The 16,038-nt window shown below is 73.2% G+C and carries 14 protein-coding genes; 3 read left to right on the top strand and 11 right to left on the bottom strand.

Annotated features, from left to right (window positions below; translation table 11 throughout):
- The first annotated feature begins 500 nt into the window (after positions 1 to 500).
- Complete coding sequence (locus tag ACWEBX_RS01195) at positions 501 to 1,823, top strand: MFS transporter (protein ID WP_451882821.1); 1,323 nt, start codon at positions 501 to 503, stop codon at positions 1,821 to 1,823.
- A gap of 56 nt (positions 1,824 to 1,879) precedes the next feature.
- On the opposite strand, the gene ACWEBX_RS01190 is transcribed toward ACWEBX_RS01195, so the two are convergent.
- The 10 genes from ACWEBX_RS01190 to hrcA all read right to left on the bottom strand — a co-directional run bounded on the left by ACWEBX_RS01190 (position 1,880) and on the right by hrcA (position 12,915).
- On the bottom strand, positions 1,880 to 2,872 hold the full coding sequence (locus tag ACWEBX_RS01190) for an adenosine deaminase (protein WP_451882820.1): 993 nt from the start codon (positions 2,870 to 2,872) through the stop codon (positions 1,880 to 1,882).
- A 100-nt stretch (positions 2,873 to 2,972) separates the two neighbouring features.
- Positions 2,973 to 3,878: a ribonuclease Z gene (locus ACWEBX_RS01185; RefSeq protein ID WP_451882819.1), complete on the bottom strand. Its 906-nt coding sequence runs from the start codon at positions 3,876 to 3,878 to the stop codon at positions 2,973 to 2,975.
- A gap of 6 nt (positions 3,879 to 3,884) precedes the next feature.
- Positions 3,885 to 4,262: a histidine triad nucleotide-binding protein gene (locus ACWEBX_RS01180; RefSeq protein WP_451882818.1), complete on the bottom strand. Its 378-nt coding sequence runs from the start codon at positions 4,260 to 4,262 to the stop codon at positions 3,885 to 3,887.
- Positions 4,263 to 4,373: 111 nt separating this feature from the next.
- Positions 4,374 to 7,586 (bottom strand): S41 family peptidase, encoded by a 3,213-nt coding sequence (locus ACWEBX_RS01175; protein ID WP_451882817.1) that lies wholly within the window; start codon positions 7,584 to 7,586, stop codon positions 4,374 to 4,376.
- Between the two features lie 73 nt (positions 7,587 to 7,659).
- Complete coding sequence (locus ACWEBX_RS01170) at positions 7,660 to 8,223, bottom strand: hypothetical protein (RefSeq protein ID WP_451882816.1); 564 nt, start codon at positions 8,221 to 8,223, stop codon at positions 7,660 to 7,662.
- 145 nt (positions 8,224 to 8,368) lie between these two features.
- Positions 8,369 to 8,761 carry a VOC family protein gene (locus ACWEBX_RS01165; RefSeq protein ID WP_451882815.1) on the bottom strand — a complete coding sequence of 131 codons (393 nt, stop codon included), beginning with the start codon at positions 8,759 to 8,761 and terminating at the stop codon, positions 8,369 to 8,371.
- A 50-nt stretch (positions 8,762 to 8,811) separates the two neighbouring features.
- Positions 8,812 to 9,561: a 16S rRNA (uracil(1498)-N(3))-methyltransferase gene (locus ACWEBX_RS01160; protein ID WP_451882814.1), complete on the bottom strand. Its 750-nt coding sequence runs from the start codon at positions 9,559 to 9,561 to the stop codon at positions 8,812 to 8,814.
- Entirely contained in the window at positions 9,558 to 10,652 is a 1,095-nt protein-coding gene (locus ACWEBX_RS01155) for a nitronate monooxygenase (protein WP_451882813.1), read from the bottom strand. Before ACWEBX_RS01155 ends, ACWEBX_RS01160 begins: the two co-directional genes overlap by 4 nt.
- 109 nt (positions 10,653 to 10,761) lie before the next feature.
- Positions 10,762 to 11,898 carry a molecular chaperone DnaJ gene (dnaJ, locus tag ACWEBX_RS01150; RefSeq protein ID WP_451882812.1) on the bottom strand — a complete coding sequence of 379 codons (1,137 nt, stop codon included), beginning with the start codon at positions 11,896 to 11,898 and terminating at the stop codon, positions 10,762 to 10,764.
- On the bottom strand, positions 11,899 to 12,915 hold the full coding sequence (gene hrcA, locus ACWEBX_RS01145; RefSeq protein WP_037618735.1) for a heat-inducible transcriptional repressor HrcA: 1,017 nt from the start codon (positions 12,913 to 12,915) through the stop codon (positions 11,899 to 11,901).
- 185 nt (positions 12,916 to 13,100) lie between these two features.
- On the opposite strand from hrcA, the gene ACWEBX_RS01140 reads away from it, so the two are divergent.
- Entirely contained in the window at positions 13,101 to 13,823 is a 723-nt protein-coding gene (locus ACWEBX_RS01140; RefSeq protein ID WP_451882811.1) for an MBL fold metallo-hydrolase, read from the top strand.
- Between the two features lie 31 nt (positions 13,824 to 13,854).
- Entirely contained in the window at positions 13,855 to 14,661 is an 807-nt protein-coding gene (locus ACWEBX_RS01135; RefSeq protein ID WP_451882810.1) for a DUF3097 domain-containing protein, read from the top strand.
- A 113-nt stretch (positions 14,662 to 14,774) separates the two neighbouring features.
- Here the strand turns inward: ACWEBX_RS01135 and hemW are convergent, their stop codons facing one another.
- The gene (gene hemW / locus ACWEBX_RS01130; RefSeq protein WP_451882809.1) at positions 14,775 to 16,013 is read right to left on the bottom strand and encodes a radical SAM family heme chaperone HemW; all 1,239 of its coding nucleotides are present in this window, start codon (positions 16,011 to 16,013) and stop codon (positions 14,775 to 14,777) included.
- Positions 16,014 to 16,038 lie beyond the last annotated feature (25 nt).

The following is a 16,038-nucleotide window of genomic DNA, read 5'->3' as shown; positions in this document are numbered from 1 at the left end:
GGGACCCGTCTGACCCCCGTGCGGGACCCGTCTGACCCCCGTGCGGGACCCGTCTGACCCCCGTGCGGGACCCGTCTGACCCCCGTGCGGGACCCGTCTGACCCCCGTGCGGGACCCGCCCGCCGTCGGCCCCGTCCCGCCTCCGGGCACCCACACCTGCCCGCGCCGGGGCCCCGCTCAGCCGACATCCGGGCACCACTCCAGCCCCGGGACCGGAGCCCGCTCCCACCCCGTTCACCTGCGGGGTTCGTTCCGGCGGCCGCCCTGGCGTGCGGTGGCGGCCCAGGCCGGGCAGCCGGGTTCGCCCTCCGCTCGGCGGCCGAAAGGACGCGCCAGTACCCCGGGTGTGCCACCGCAAACAAAGAGTGCCCCAGATCACACCGTCACGCCTTCTTCGCGGACCCCCCACCTTGATACAAATTGCCCGCGCGTTCCTGTCCGTCGACAGCCGCCCCTCCCCCTCTCTTCTTGAGCCGCTCTCGCATGCCCTGGGAACGCCCGTGTCCGCCCGCACCGCCACGCCCTGGCCCCTCGTCGCCCTTTTCACGGCCGGGTACCTCGCCGCGTATCTCCTCCCCACCACCGTCGGCCGCCTCGACGCGGGGCTCCCGCTGTCGGCCACCCAGGCCGGAGCCGTCGGCAGTGTCCTGCTGCTGAGCTCGGCCTCGGCCGGCTTCCTGCTCGCCTCCCGCGTCGACCGTTTCGGCCCGCGCGCGCTGGCCCGCGCCGGGCTGCTCCTCGCGGCCGCCGGCTACGGCACCGCCGCGCTGTCGGCGGCTGTCCCCCTCGTGGTCGCCGGCGCGGTCGTCGGCGGTTTCGGCTCCGGTACGGCCACCACGGTCGCCGCGACCGGGATCGCCGGCCGGCCCGATTCCCACCGGGTCACCACCCTGGGCCTGTTCGGCGTCTCCGGCCTCGCGGGCACCCTGTATCTGACCATCCCCCACCTCGGCCCGGGGCACGGTTACCCGCTCGCCGCGATCGCCTGCACCGCGCTGCTCGCGCTGTCCCTGACGGGCCGCCTTCCCGCCCGCACACCGGCCGACCGCGCCCGGCGCGTCACCGGGGCGCTCCCGCACCGCCGTTCCGGGCTGCTGCTCGCCGCCACGATGCTCTTCTGGTCCCTCGCGCAGAACTCCCTGTGGGGTGTGAGCGGCCGGATAGGCCTGGCGCAGGCGGGGCTCACCGAGGTGAAGGTGGGCGCGGTCTTCGCGGTGGCGCTCGGCACGGGGCTGCTCGGGACGATCGGCGCGGGCGCTCTCGGCCCGCGGCTCGGCCGGGCGCTGCCGATCGGCCTGGGGACGGCGCTGATCGCCGGCTGCATCGCGCTGAGCGCGGCGGCCACCGATCTGACGTCCTTCGCGACGGGCGAGATCGCCTGGAACGCGCTCTACCCGGTCGTGCTGTCGTACGTGATCGGCCTCGCCGCGTCCATGGACCCGCGCGGCCGGTGGGCGGTCCTCGTCGGTTCCGCCTCCTCGCTCGGCACGGCGTGCGGCCCGCTCACCGGAAGCCTGCTGTCCGATCGGGCGGGTTACCCCGCCATGGGGGCGGTCCTGGCCGCCGGCCTGCTGATCGTCGGCGTCCCGATGACGCTCGTGGCCCTGCGCCCGCGCCACACCGGCCAGATCGTCGAGATCCCCGTCCCCGAGATCCCCGTGGCGGTCCCTGTCGTGGAGATCCCCATGGCCGAACTCCCCGTCATCGAGATCCCCGTCGTCGAGATCCCGCTGGAGGGCGTGCCCGCTCAGCGGGGCGCGTACGGCACGGCGGGGCCCCTGCTCACGGCCGCCGCGCCCGCACCCGGTCCCGTGAGCGCCTGACTCCCGCGGGTGCCCGCCCGCCCCGAGGAGGGGAGGGTGGGCGGGCGCTCGACGGGCTACGGGAACGCGTACGCCTCGACCTCGGCGATGTACCGCGCCCGCCGCTCCTCGTCGTGCTCCAGGAAGGACGCCTCGAACGAGTTGCGCGCCAGCTCCCGCAGCCGCTCCTCGCCGAGCCCGAGGGCCTCGCGCACGGCACCGAAGTTGTCGCCGGCGTAACCGCCGAAGTAGGCGGGGTCGTCGGAGTTGACCGTGCACAGCAGCCCGGCGTCCATCATGGCGGGCAGCGGGTGCTCCGCCAGGACGTCCACGGCGCGCAGCCGTACGTTCGACAGCGGGCACAGCGTCAGCGGCACCCGCTCCCGCACCAGCCGTGCGACGAGCTCGGGGTCCTCCATGCAGCGCAGCCCGTGGTCGACCCGCTCGACGCCGAGGATGTCGAGGGCCTCGGTGATGTACGCGGGCGGCCCCTCCTCGCCGGCGTGCGCGACGCGCCGCAGCCCGAGCCCGGCGGCGGCCTCGTACACCGCGCGGAACTTGACCGGCGGGTGGCCGACCTCGGCCGAGTCGAGGCCGACGCCGGTGATCCGGTCGAGGTAGGGCTTCGCGGCCTCCAGGGTGTCCATGGCCGACTCCGCGGACTCGTCGCGCAGGAAGCACATGATGAGCTGGGTGGAGACCCCGTGGGTCTCCTCGCTGCGCCCGAGCGCCCGCCACAGTCCCTCGACGACCGTCCCCATCGGCACGCCCCGGGCGATGTGCGCCTGCGGGTCGAAGAAGATCTCCGCGTGCCGTACGCCCTGCGCGGCGGCGCGCGCGAGATAGGCGTCGGCCAGGTCGGCGAAGTCCGCCTCCGTCCGCAGGACGGCCATGAGCTCGTAGTACAGGTTCAGGAAGGTCTGGAGGTCGTCGAAGGCGTACGCCTTGCGCAGCTCCTCGGTGTCCGCGTACGGCAGGGTGACGCCGTTGCGCGCGGCGAGCGCGAAGGCCAGCTCGGGTTCGAGGGTGCCTTCGATATGCAGGTGCAGTTCAGCCTTGGGGAGAGACATCGAAGCATCGTACGGTTCCTCCCCCGACGTACCGAAAACGGCACCTTCCCGGCGCCGGGCATCCCCGGCACCGGGCGTCCCGGCCCTGTCCGCCGGGTCCTCAGTGCCGCTTCGGCACCGGCACCCGCACCAGGTCGTGCGCCACCGTCAGCTCCCCGTCGAACCCCGTCGCGCGGGCCTCGTGCTCGAACGCGCCGGGGTCGGGGTAGCGCTGGCTGAAGTGGGTGAGCACGAGGTGCCGCACCCCCGCCTCCTTGGCCACCCGGCCCGCTTGACCCGCCGTCAGATGTCCGTGGTCGGCGGCCAGTCGGTGATCCCCGTCGAGGAAGGTCGACTCGATGACCAGCAGGTCGCAGCCCTCGGCGAGCGCGCCCACTCCCTCGCACAGCCGGGTGTCCATGACGAACGCGAACCGCTGGCCCCGGCGGACCTCGCTGACGTCGTCCAGCGTGACGCCCCGCAGCGTGCCCTCCCGTTGCAGGACCCCGACGTCGGGCCCCTTGATCCCGTGCTCCCTGAGCCGCTCCGGCAGCATCCGCCGCCCGTCCGGCTCGACCAGCCGGTACCCGAAGGACTCGACGGGGTGGGAGAGCCTGCGCGCCTCCAGGGTGTACGCGGGGGTCGTCGCGAGGACGCCGTCGTCCGCGACCGGAGCCTCGGTCAGCGGGACCGTCTCGCGGTAGGCGGTGGCGTACCGCAGCCGATCGAAGAAGTGCTGCCCGGAGAGCGGGTAGTGCGCGGTCACCTCGTGCGGGACGCGGTCGAGGTTGATGCGCTGGATCACCCCGCCGAGGCCGAGCGCGTGGTCGCCGTGGAAGTGGGTGACGCAGATGCGGTGCAGATCGTGCGCGGCGACCCCGGCACGCAGCATCTGGCGCTGGGTGCCCTCACCGGGGTCGAAGAGGAGACCCTCGCCGTCCCAGCGGAGCAGATAGCCGTTGTGGTTGCGGTGCCGGGTCGGGACCTGGCTGGCGGTGCCGAGGACCACCAGTTCGCGTGCGGACAAGGCCGGCTATCCCGGCGGCCACTGCATGCCGCGGCCGCCCAGGAGGTGGGCGTGCGCGTGGAAGACGGTCTGGCCGGCGCCGCTGCCCGTGTTGAACACGACGCGGTAGCTCTCCAGCTTCTCCTCGCCCGCCACCTCGCCGGCCTCGCGCAGGACGTCCGCCGCGATCGCGGGCTCGGCGGCGGCCAGGGACGCGGCGTCGGGGTAGTGCACCTTGGGGATGACCAGGATGTGGGTCGGTGCCTGCGGGTTGATGTCGCGGAATGCCACGGTCGTGTCGCTCTCGCGCACCAGCGTCGCCGGGATCTGCCCCGCCACGATCCTGCAGAACAGGCAGTCGTCCTGCGGTGCCCCGCCCGCGTCCCGCCTCGGCTCCTGCGCCATGCGTGTGCCTCCTCACGCCAGCCGATCATTACCCGGGCATGCTAGCCGCCCGGCGGGACGGACGGCTCGCACGCGACTCGCGCCGCCGCCGTCCGCCCCGCCGGGCGAAGGTCACAGCGGTGGCAGCGTGGGCGCGGTCTTCGCCGGAGTCTCCTCCAGGGCGGCCAGCGCGAGCCGGACCGCCTCGTCGAGCTGGGTGTCACGGCCGGCCGCGTGGTCCTGCGGCGCCTGGACGACCTCGACGTCGGGATCGACACCGTGGTTCTCGACGTTCCACTCGTACCCCTCCATCCAGAAGGCGTACTTGGGCTGGGTGACGCTGGTGCCGTCGACGAGGCGGTAGCGGCTGTCGATGCCGATGACACCACCCCAGGTGCGGGTGCCGACCACGGGTCCGATACCGAGCGCCTTGATCGCCGCGTTGACGATGTCGCCGTCGGAGCCGGAGAACTCGTTGGCGACCGCGACGACGGGACCGCGCGGCGCGTCCTCCGGGTAGCTGTAAGGGCGCAGCCCTCGGGGCAGGTCCCAGCCGACGATCCGCCGGGCAAGTTTCTCCACGACGAGCTGGGAGGTGTGGCCGCCGCGGTTCTCGCGGACGTCCACGACCAGGCCCTCACGGGCCACCTCGACCCGCAGATCCCGGTGGAGCTGCGCCCACCCGGCGCCGACCATGTCCGGCACGTGCAGATAGCCGAGGCGCCCGCCGGACCGCTCGTGGACGTAGGCGCGCCGGTCGGCCACCCACGCGTGGTAGCGCAACGGCTCCTCGTCGGCGAGCGGCACGACGACCGCGTGCCGCGGATCGCCGCCGCCCGAGGGCGAGACGGTCAGCTCGACGGGTTTGCCCGCGGTACCGACGAGCAGGGGCGCGGGCCCGGCCACCGGGTCCACCGGCCGGCCGCCGACCGCGACGATCGCGTCCCCGGCGCGCACCGCGACGCCGGGCGCGGCGAGCGGGGCCCGTGCCTCGGGGTCGGAGGTCTCCGAGGGGAGGATCCGGTCGATGCGCCAACTGCCGTCCTCGTGGCGGGAGATGTCCGCGCCGAGGAGTCCCTGCGCCCGGTCTCCGCCGCTCCAGCCGCCGCGCGGGGTGACGTACGCGTGCGAGGTGCCGAGTTCGCCCTGGACCTCCCACAGCAGGTCGACGAGGTCGTCGTGGGTGGCGACCCGCTCCAGGACCGGCCGGTACCGGTCGAGGACGCCGTCCCAGTCGACACCGCCGAGGTCCGGGCGCCAGAAGTTGTCCCGCATGAGGCGGCCCGTCTCGTCGTACATCTGGCGCCACTCGGCGGCCGGGTCGACGGTCTGGCGCACCCGCGACAGGTCGACGGTGATGTTCGTGTCGCTCTCGTCGTCGTTCGAGGCGCGCCGGTCGCTGGGGACGACCTTGAGCTTTCCGTCGGTCCACAGCAGGACCCGCTTGCCGTCGCCGGTGACGGTGAAGTGGTCGGCGTCGGCGGCGAGATGCTCGATGCGCTGCTGGGCGAGGTCGTACCGCTCCAGTTCGCTCTTGGGGTCCGGGTCGTCCGGGGCGGCGCGGGAGGCGCCGAGGACGCCGCGCACGGGGTGGCGCAGCCACAGCAGTCCGTCCTTGGCGGCGCGCAGCATGGAGTAGCGGGCGGCCTCGACGGGGAACGGCACGATCCGGTCGGCGAGTCCGTCCAGGTCGATGCGGGTGCTGGGGGCGCCCTCGCTGTCGGGCGTCTCGTCCTTGTCGGGCGCCTCGAAGGGCCTGCCGTGCCGCTGGGGTCCGAAGGGCGACGGGGTCGTCGCGGCCAGGGTGATCAGGTACGGCCGGGAGCCGCCGACGAAGGCCAGATCGAAGACGTGCTCGTCGTAGACGGGGTCGAAGGCGCGGGCCGACAGGAAGGCGAGGTGCTTGCCGTCGAGGGTGAACGCCGGCGCGTAGTCCCGGAAGCGCAGCGGGGTCGCCTCGGTCACCGACAGGTCGGTGGTGTTGGCGAGCTTGAGCTGGCGCAGCGGGCGGGGGCCGGGGTGCGACCAGGCGAGCCAGGCCGAGTCGGGCGAGAAGACGAGGCCGCTGACCTCGCCGTCCTCGCCGCGGTCGACCTCGCGGACCTCGCCGCTCTCGCGCTCCACGAGCAGCACGCGCCCGTCGTGCGAGGCGACGGCGGCGCGGCTTCCGTCGGGCGCCATGGCGAGGCCGAGGACCCGGCCGAGCGCGCCGGCGGCGAGCCGTCGCGGGGTGGCGCCGGGGGCGACTCCGGTGGCGGGGGCGAATTCCAGGGCGTCGTCGCCCTCCGCGTCGGTCACCCACACGACGTGTTCCTCGCCCTCGGCGCGGAAGGCGCGGGGCAGCCGGGCGCGGACGCCGGGTTCGGCGGCGAGCGCACGGGCCGGGCCGGAGCGGTGGGTGACCCAGTGGACGGCGCCGCGCACGGAGACCGCGCTGCCGCGTCCGGTGTGGTCGGGCGCGGCGGCGGAGAACCAGCGCGAGGCGCTCACGGGGTGCGGCTGCTGGTCGACGCGCTGGCCGCCGAGCCGGAGGTCGAGGCGGCGCGGCTCGGCGCCGTCGAGGCCGTCCAGGAGCCACAGTTCGCCGCCGGACGCGTACACCACACGGGTGCCGTCGGTGGCGGCGTGGCGGGCGTAGAAGGAGTCGAGGGGGGTGTGGCGGCTCAGGCCGGATCCGTCGGCGAGGGAGGAGTACAGGGCGCCGACGCCCTCGTGGTCGGAGAGGAACGCGATCCGCTCGCCGGCCCAGAAGGGGTATTCGATGTTGCCGTCGATGTCCTCGTGCAGCCGGACGAACGCTCCGTCACCGTCCCGGTCGATCCACAGCTTGCCCGCCGTGCCGCCCCGGTACCGCTTCCACCAGGCGGCCTCGCGTCCCATCGGGGCGGACAGCAGCACGACACCGTTCTCGCCGTGGGCGACGTCGCCGACGGGCCCGTACGGGAGGGTCGCCGCGGGGCCGCCGTCGAGCGGGACGGACCGGGCCCAGGTGCGGCGCAGGCTGGCCTGTCCCTGGGTGCTGAGGGCGAGTACCTGTCCGTCGGGGGTCCAGCCGCGCACCTGGGTCTTCGCGCTGCCCCAGTAGGTCAGCCGTTTCGCGGGACCGCCGTCCAGGGAGGCCGCGTGGACCTCGGGGGCTCCGTCACGCGTCGACGTCCAGGCGACGGTCGTACCGTCCGGGGAGATGCGTGGATGGCTGACCGGGACGTTGTCGGCGCTGACCCGCCAGGCGCGGCCCCCGCCGTCGACCGGGGCGGCCCAGATGTCGTCCTCGGCCGTGAAGACGACCAACTCGCCGTGCAGATGAGGAAACCGGATGTACGCGGAGGCTGCGGAATCGGTCACCCGGTCACCCTATGCAGCCGCGCTTGGCCCGGGTAGAGGTTCGAATCACTTGATCCGCGTACGGTCCGGCAGGTCACTTGCCCTGCGAGGGCCAGCAGGTGGGGTCGCCCTTGCACCACATCGTCTTCGTCACGGTGACGGTGACGGTGGGGTTGGGCTGCCCGTCGGTGGGGCGGTAGGTGACCGGCGGGGTGGGTCCGGCACCGCAGTCGCCGAGGCCCTTGACGTGGAAGATCTGCTTTCCGCCGACGGTGGCGCGCAGATCGCCGCGTACGCAGGCGCCGTTGACGGCGCGGGTGACCTTGCCCTTGACGGTGATGGCCCGGCCGTCGCCGGTCTGGCCCTGGCAGTCGACGGTCGCCACGGTGTTCTCGCTCGGCGCGTGCGACTTCCCCGGCGTGTAGGCCTTGCCCGCGTTGCCCAGGCTCGCGGTGCAGGTGAGCCACCTCACGTCCACGTGCCGGTTCTTCAGCTCGCTGGTGGCCTTCTGGTCGGTCGTGTAGGCCACGGTCGCGGTGCTGAGTCCGTCCACGGGCTCGCACCCGGTCACGGCGAACACTCCGGCCGCTCCCAGCCCGACGGCCGTCAGGATCCGCCCGCGCCTCGTCCGGTGTCGGAAATACCTCGAAGCCCCCATGGACGGCAGCGTGCCACCGCGTGGCGACGCGCGGTAGACCGCATGCGGCCATCGGGGGCACAACCACCCGAAGGTGTTGCCCGGCAGGCCGGGGAGGCCATAAGGTTCCCGCTTCCCCCGGCCCCGGACGGCTTCCGACCTGTCGTCAGCCGAGCATCAGCAGCCACTCCTGGAGTTCCACCAGGTTGCCCTCGGGGTCCTTGAGGTGGGCGACGCGCATCCGGTCCGTCATGGGTGCCGGGCCGTGCAGGAGGGTCGCGCCGCGCGAGACGACCTGCTCGCAGTAGGTGTCGAGGTCGTCGACCCGCAGCACGACCAGCGACCGGTGTCCGGTCACGGCGTCGCCGAGCTCACCCAGTATGTCCGTCATCATGGCCCGGTCCTGGAGGGCGATGCCCGCCGACCCGGTGACCGGACTGAACTTCTCGTACGGTCCGTCGGCCGCGCCCGACTGGGGCTTGAGGCCGAGGACTTCGGAGTAGAACCGGTAGCAGGTGGCGAAGTCGGAGACGAGCAGTCGTACCTGAGCGAGTTCCATGGGCTCCTCGTTCGATGCGCGGATGTCAGGTCGTGCCGACGGCGGGCGGGTCAGGACCAGCGGCCGCTGCGGGCCAGCAGCAGTGCGGTCGCCACGGTCCCGGCCGTCGAGGTGCGCAGCACCGTGCGCCCCAGGTGGAAGGTCCTCGCGCCGGCCTCGGTGAAGAGGGCGACCTCGTCTGCGGAGATCCCGCCCTCGGGGCCGACCACCAGGACGATCTCACCGGAGGCGGGCAGCGCGGCGGTCGCGAAGGACTCGGTGCCGAGGGCGGTGTCCTCGTGGAGCACGGCGGCGAGATCGGCTTTGGCGAGAAGTGCGGCAACCTGCTTGGTCGTCATCGCGTCCGCGACCTCCGGGAAGCGTGCGCGCCGGGACTGTTTGCCGGCTTCCCGGGCGGTGGCGCGCCACTTGCCGAGCGCCTTCAGACCCCGCTCGCCCTTCCACTGCGTGATGCAGCGGGAGGCGGCCCACGGGACGATCGCGTCGACGCCGGTCTCGGTCATGGTCTCGACGGCCAGCTCGCCCCGGTCCCCCTTGGGCAGGGCCTGGACGACCGTGATGCGCGGCTCCTCGGGCGCCTCCTCGGTGACCGTGCCCATCCGCACGATCAGCCGGTCCTTGCCCTCGGTGCCGAGGACCACGCACTCCGCCCTGCGCCCGGCCCCGTCGGTGAGCACGACGTCCTCACCGCTGTGCAGCCGCTTCACGGAGACGGCGTGCCGTCCCTCGGGTCCGTCGAGGACATGGCGTCCCTCGCCGTCCGTGTCGAAGTGCTCGACCAGGAACACCGGTGCCGTCATCGGGCCGCACCCTCTTCCGGGATCTCGGCGACGGCCGACAACGCTGTCTCGGCGGCCGCGATTTCTGCGTTCAGTACCTCCACGAGCTGCCCGGCGGGCAGGTCGCGGGCCATGCGGTGGCCCTGCCCCGCCCACAGTGCCATGCCCTGCGCGTCGCCCGCCTTGGCCGCCGCCTTGCGCAGCGGCACGGTGAGGTGGTGGACCTCGGGGTAGGCGGCGGGGGCGTACGGGCCGTGCTCGCGCATGAAGCGGTTGGCCAGCGCCCGCGCCGGGCGTCCGGAGAAGGCGCGCGTGAGCTCCGTACGTACGTAGAGGGGGTCGGTCAGCGCCTGCTTGTGCACGGCGCTCGCGCCGGACTCGGGGGTGGCGAGGAAGGCGGTGCCGAGCTGGGCCGCGTCCGCGCCCGCGGCGAGGACGGCGGCGATCTGGCTGCCGCGCATGATGCCGCCGGCCGCGACGACCGGGATCCCCACCCTCTCGCGGACCTGCGCGACCAGCGTGAGCAGGCCGACGCCCGTGCCGTCCGTCTCGGGGTTGTCCCGGTGGGTGCCCTGGTGTCCGCCGGCCTCGATGCCCTGCACGACGACCGCGTCGGCGCCGGCCCGCTCCACACCGACGGCTTCCTCGGCCGTGGTGGCGGTGACCAGGGTGAGGGTGCCGGCGCGCCGCAGCGACGCGAGCACCTCCGGCTTCGGGATGCCGAAGTGGAAGGAGACCGCCGCCACCGGCTTGTCGAGGAGGACGGCGAGTTTGGCGTCGTAGCCGTCGTCGCGGCCGCTGTCCGGGTCCCCGAGCTCGGTCTCGTACCAGGCGGCCTCGCCGGCGAGCTGGTGCGCGTACACCTCGACGGCGGCGGCGTCCGCGTGCTCGGGCTGCGGGAGGAACAGGTTGACGCCGAAGGGGTGGCCGGTCAGCCCGCGCAGTTGCTTGATCTCCTGGTACATGCCGTCGGCGGTCTTGTACCCCGCCGCGAGGAAGCCGAGCCCGCCGGCCTCGGACACGGCGGCCGCGAGCTGCGGGACGGAGACTCCGCCCGCCATGGGGGCCTGCACGATCGGGTGAGGGAAGAGATCGGTCAGCGCGGAGGACATGACGGCATGTTGTCACGTCCCCCGGACAAGTCCGAATCCGGTCGTCCGGCCGGATACGGCCTCCGACGTGGAGGGCACGGGGCGCTTCGGGCCCCGTGCCCCGCCTGGATCAGCGGCCGTTGAAGGCGTCCTTCAGCCGGGAGAAGAGCCCCTGCTGTCCGGGCTGGAACTGACCGGTGGGCCGCTCCTCGCCGCGCATCAATGCCAGCTCGCGCAGCACCCGCTCCTGCTCCGGGTCGAGCTTGGTCGGCGTCATGACCTCGACGTGCACGATGAGGTCGCCGCGGCCGCCGCCGCGCAGGTGCGTGACGCCCCGGCCGTGCAGCGGGATCGACTGGCCGGACTGCGTGCCCGGACGGATGTCGACCTCCTCCATGCCGTCGAGCGTCTCCAGCGGCACCTTGGTGCCGAGGGCCGCCGCGGTCATCGGGATGGTGACCGTGCAGTGCAGGTCGTCGCCGCGCCGCTGGAAGGTCGAGTGCGGCAGTTCGTGGATCTCCACGTACAGGTCGCCGGCGGGGCCGCCGCCGGGGCCGACCTCGCCCTCGCCCGCGAGCTGGATGCGGGTGCCGTTGTCCACACCGGCCGGGATCTTGACCGTGAGGGTGCGACGGGAGCGGACCCGGCCGTCGCCCGCGCACTCGTGGCACGGGGTCGGGACGACGGTGCCGAAACCCTGGCACTGCGGACACGGCCGCGAGGTCATGACCTGGCCCAGGAAGGACCGCGTCACCTGGGACACCTCGCCGCGGCCGCGGCACATGTCACAGGTCTGCGCGGCGGTGCCGGGCGCGGCGCCCTCGCCGTTGCAGGTGCCGCAGACGACGGCCGTGTCGACCTGGATGTCCTTCGTGGTGCCGAAGGCCGCCTCGTCGAGCTCGATCTCCAGACGGATCATGGCGTCCTGGCCCCGGCGGGTGCGCGAGCGCGGTCCGCGCTGCGACGCCGTGCCGAAGAACGCGTCCATGATGTCCGAGAAGTTCCCGAAGCCGCCCTGGCCGAAGCCACCGGCGCCACCGCCGCCCTGCTGGGACAGCGGGTCGCCGCCGAGGTCGTAGACCTGCTTCTTCTGCGGGTCCGACAACACCTCGTACGCGGCGTTGATCTCTTTGAACCGCTCCTGCGTCTTCGGATCGGGATTGACGTCCGGGTGCAGCTCGCGAGCGAGCCTCCGGAACGCCTTCTTGATCTCGTCCTGGGACGCGTCGCGGCGCACGCCGAGTACGGCGTAGTAGTCCGTGGCCACTTAAGACTCCGCCAGGATCTGTCCGACGTACCGTGCCACCGCTCGTACCGCTCCCATCGTTCCCGGGTAATCCATGCGGGTCGGGCCGACCACGCCGAGTTTGGCTACTGCCTCGCCGCCCGAACCGTAGCCGACGGAGACCACGGACGTGGAGTTGAGTCCCTCATACGCGTTCTCGTGCCCGATTCGCACGGTCATGCTCGAATCCCCGGCCTCTCCAAGCAACTTGAGGAGCACGACCTGCTCCTCAAGCGCTTCGAGCACCGGCCGGATGGTGAGAGGGAAGTCATGTCCGAATCGCGTGAGATTGGCGGTACCGCCGATCATCAGGCGCTCCTCGGTCTCCTCGACGAGTGTCTCCAGCAGGGTGGAGAGCACCGTCGAGACCGTACCCCGGTCCTCCGCCTCGAAGGCTTCCGGGAGGTCCTGGACGAGCTGCGGGACGTCCGCGAAGGGACGCCCCGCGACCCGGCTGTTGAGCCGGGCCCGCAGGTCCGCCAGCGACGTCTCACCGAACGGCGCCGGGCAGTTGATCATGCGCTGCTCGACCCGGCCGGTGTCCGTGATCAGCACGAGCATCACCCGCGCGGGAGCCAGCGACAGCAGCTCCACATGGCGCACGGTCGAACGGGTCAGCGAGGGGTACTGCACGACGGCCACCTGCCGGGTGAGCTGCGCGAGCAGCCGCACGGTCCGGCCGACGACGTCGTCCAGGTCGACGGCGCCGTCCAGGAAGTTCTGGATGGCGCGGCGCTCGGGCGCGGTCATCGGCTTGACGCCCGCGAGCTTGTCGACGAAGAGGCGGTACCCCTTGTCCGTGGGGATGCGCCCGGCACTGGTGTGCGGCTGGGCGATGTACCCCTCGTCCTCCAGGACCGCCATGTCGTTGCGGACGGTCGCCGGCGAGACGCCGAGACGGTGCCGCTCGGTGAGCGCCTTGGAACCGACCGGCTCCTCGGTGCCCACGTAGTCCTGGACGATGGCGCGCAGCACCTCGAGCCTGCGTTCACTGAGCATCGCGCACCTCCAGAAGTCGACTCGGTGGTCTTCGTGGCCTTCGTGGCCTTCGTGGCATTCGCCTGGCACTCAGCGCACGCGAGTGCCAACGTTCCCCGGCCCAGTGTACGGCGGTGAGGCATGCCCCGGGCAAGGGCGGTCCTGCGATGTCGTGCACGGCACCCGGTCACCGTTAGCGTCGCCGCATGAGGCTGACTTGGGAAGAGCTCGGGTGGGAAAGGGTGGCACCCCGGGTGGGGCGACGGCGGCTTCCGGACTGGGACTGCACGGCGGGGCTCGTCGTCGGCGAGGGGGCGGCACTGATGATCGACGCCGGGTCGAGCCTCGCGGAGGGCGCCGCGCTACGCGCCGACGCGCGGGTTCTGACCGGCGCGCGTGTGACCCATATCGCGCTCACCCACCCGCATTTCGACCACGTTTTCGGCGCGGCCGCCTTCGCGGGCGTGGAGGTCTTCGCCGCCGGCGGCTCGTCGGAGGTGTACGGGCGCGGCCGCGAGGAGCTGTGCGCGGACGCGGTGCGCAACGGTCTCGACCCGCGGGCGGCGGAGGAGGCGGCCGACACCCTCGTACGGCCCCACCGCTTCGTCCGGAGCACCTGGGACCTGGATCTCGGCGGCATCGGGGTCCGGCTGGTCCGGACGGGCGAGGGCCACACCGCCCACGACCTCGTGGCCGTCGTGCCGGGCGACCCGCCGGTGGTGTTCTGCGGCGACCTCGTCGAGGAGTCGGGCGAGCCGCAGGCGGGCCCCGACACCGTACCGTCGCGCTGGCCGGCGGCTCTCGACCGGCTGCTCGCGCTGGGCGGCGAGGAGGCGCTGTACGTCCCCGGGCACGGGGCGGTGGTGGACGCCGCGTTCGTACGGTCCCAACGGGACGCCCTGGCCGGGCGTTTCGGCGTGTCGCGGTGAGCGTCGCCGAGCTTCTCCTATCGTCATCCGAATGCGCCAGTACTCTCCGGACCTGACCCCGCCGTGGAAGAAGTCCCAGCCCGTGCTCGAGGTCCCGGCGGACCCGGGTCTGGTCGTCGAGGAGCCCGGCACAGGCTTCTGCGGCGCGGTGATCCGCTGCGAGGCGGGCACGGTGACCCTGGAGGACCGCTTCGGCAAGCACCGGGTGTTCCCGCTGGACCCGCGTGGCTTCCTGCTGGAGGGCAGGGTGGTGACCCTGGTCCGCCCGGCGGCCTCCGCGCCGGTGCGCCCGAGCCGCACGGCGTCCGGCTCGGTGGCGGTCCCCGGCGCCCGCGCCCGGGTCGCACGCGCCGGGCGCATCTACGTCGAGGGCCGTCACGACGCCGAACTGGTCGAGCGGGTCTGGGGCGACGATCTACGCGTCGAGGGCGTGGTCGTGGAGTACCTGGAGGGCGTCGACGACCTCCCGGCGGTCGTCGACGCGTTCTCCCCGGGCCCGGACGCCCGGCTCGGCGTCCTCGTGGACCACCTGGTCCCGGGTTCGAAGGAGTCCCGGATCGCGGAGGCGGTCACGAGCGAGCACGCCCTGGTGCTCGGCCACCCCTACATCGACGTCTGGGAGGCCGTGAAGCCGTCCTCCGTCGGCATCCCGTCCTGGCCCCGGGTCCCGCACGGCCAGGACTGGAAGACGGGCGTGTGCCGGGCCCTGGGCTGGCCGGAGAACACCGGCGCGGCCTGGCAGCACATCCTGTCCCGGGTCCACTCCTACAAGGACCTGGAACCGGCCCTGCTGGGCCGGGTGGAGGAACTGATCGACTTCGTCACGGCACCGGAGTGACGGACCGGCGGCCGGTGGCCGCCGGTGACCGGGTCCGGCGGCGGTGACCCAGGTCCGGCAGCGGTGTCTTTCGGATGTCCTTCGGATGACCTCCGGATCAGGATCCCCGCTGTTCAGTCCACCAGGTCGCGGACCACGGCGTCCGCGAGGAGGCGGCCCCGGAGGGTGAGGACGGCGCGGCCCGCGTCGTACGGGCCGGCTTCGAGGAGGCCTTCGGACAGCGCGCGGCGGGAGGCCGCGAGGCCGTCGGGGCGGAGCAGGCTGAGCGGGCAGCCCTCGCGCAGCCGCAGTTCGAGGAGGATCCGCTCGACCCTGCGGTCCTCGCCGGAGAGGAGTTCACGGCCGGCCCCCGGGGAGCGGCCCTCGGCCAGAGCCGCCGCGTACGCACCCGGATGCTTCACGTTCCACCAGCGAACACCGCCGACGTGGCTGTGCGCGCCGGGACCCGCACCCCACCAGTCGGCGCCCCGCCAGTACAGCTCGTTGTGCAGACAGCGGCTGTCCGGCGAGCCGGCGGTGGCCCAGTTCGACACCTCGTACCACTCGAAGCCCGCCGCCGACATCACCTCGTCCGCGATGAGATAGCGGTCCGCGTGCACGTCGTCGTCCGTCATGGGGACCTCGCCGCGGCGGATGCGGCGCGCGAGCTGCGTGCCCTCCTCGACGATCAGCGCGTACGCGGAGACGTGGTCGGGTCCCGCGCCGAGGGCCGCTTCGAGCGACGCCCGCCAGTCGTCGTCCGACTCTCCCGGCGTGCCGTAGATCAGGTCCAGGTTCACATGTGCGAAGCCGGCCGCGCGGGCCTCGGCGACACAGGCCTCGGGACGGCCCGGGGTGTGGGTGCGGTCGAGCACCTTCAGGACGTGCTGCCGGGCGCTCTGCATGCCGAAGGAGATCCGGTTGAAGCCCCCGGCGCGCAGGGTCGCGAGGTACTCGGGATCCACCGACTCGGGGTTCGCCTCCGTCGTGACCTCGGCGTCGTCCGCGAGGCCGAACTCGTCCCTGATCGTGCCCAGCATCCGTACGAGGTCGTCGGCAGCCAGCAGCGTGGGCGTACCGCCTCCGACGAAGACCGTGCGGACCGGGCGGGGGTCGTCGCCGAGGACCTTGCGGGCGAGCCGGATCTCGTCGGTCAGGGTGTCCGCGTAGTTGTCGCGGGAGGCGAGCACACCGCCGGTGCCCCGCAGCTCGGTCGCCGTGTAGGTGTTGAAGTCGCAGTAGCCGCAGCGGGTCGCGCAGTACGGAACGTGGAGGTAGAACCCGAGGGGCCGCTCGGCGGCCCCGGCCAGGGCGTGCGCGGGCAGCGCCCCGTCGTCGGGGACGGGCTCACCGTCGGGAAGTGCGGAAGGCATGCGTTCCATTGTCCAGCACGCCCGG

Source organism: Streptomyces sp. NPDC005070, assembly GCF_053600395.1.
The sequence above is the reverse complement of the archived record's forward strand: the minus strand, read 5'-3'. Positions and strand labels throughout refer to the sequence as shown.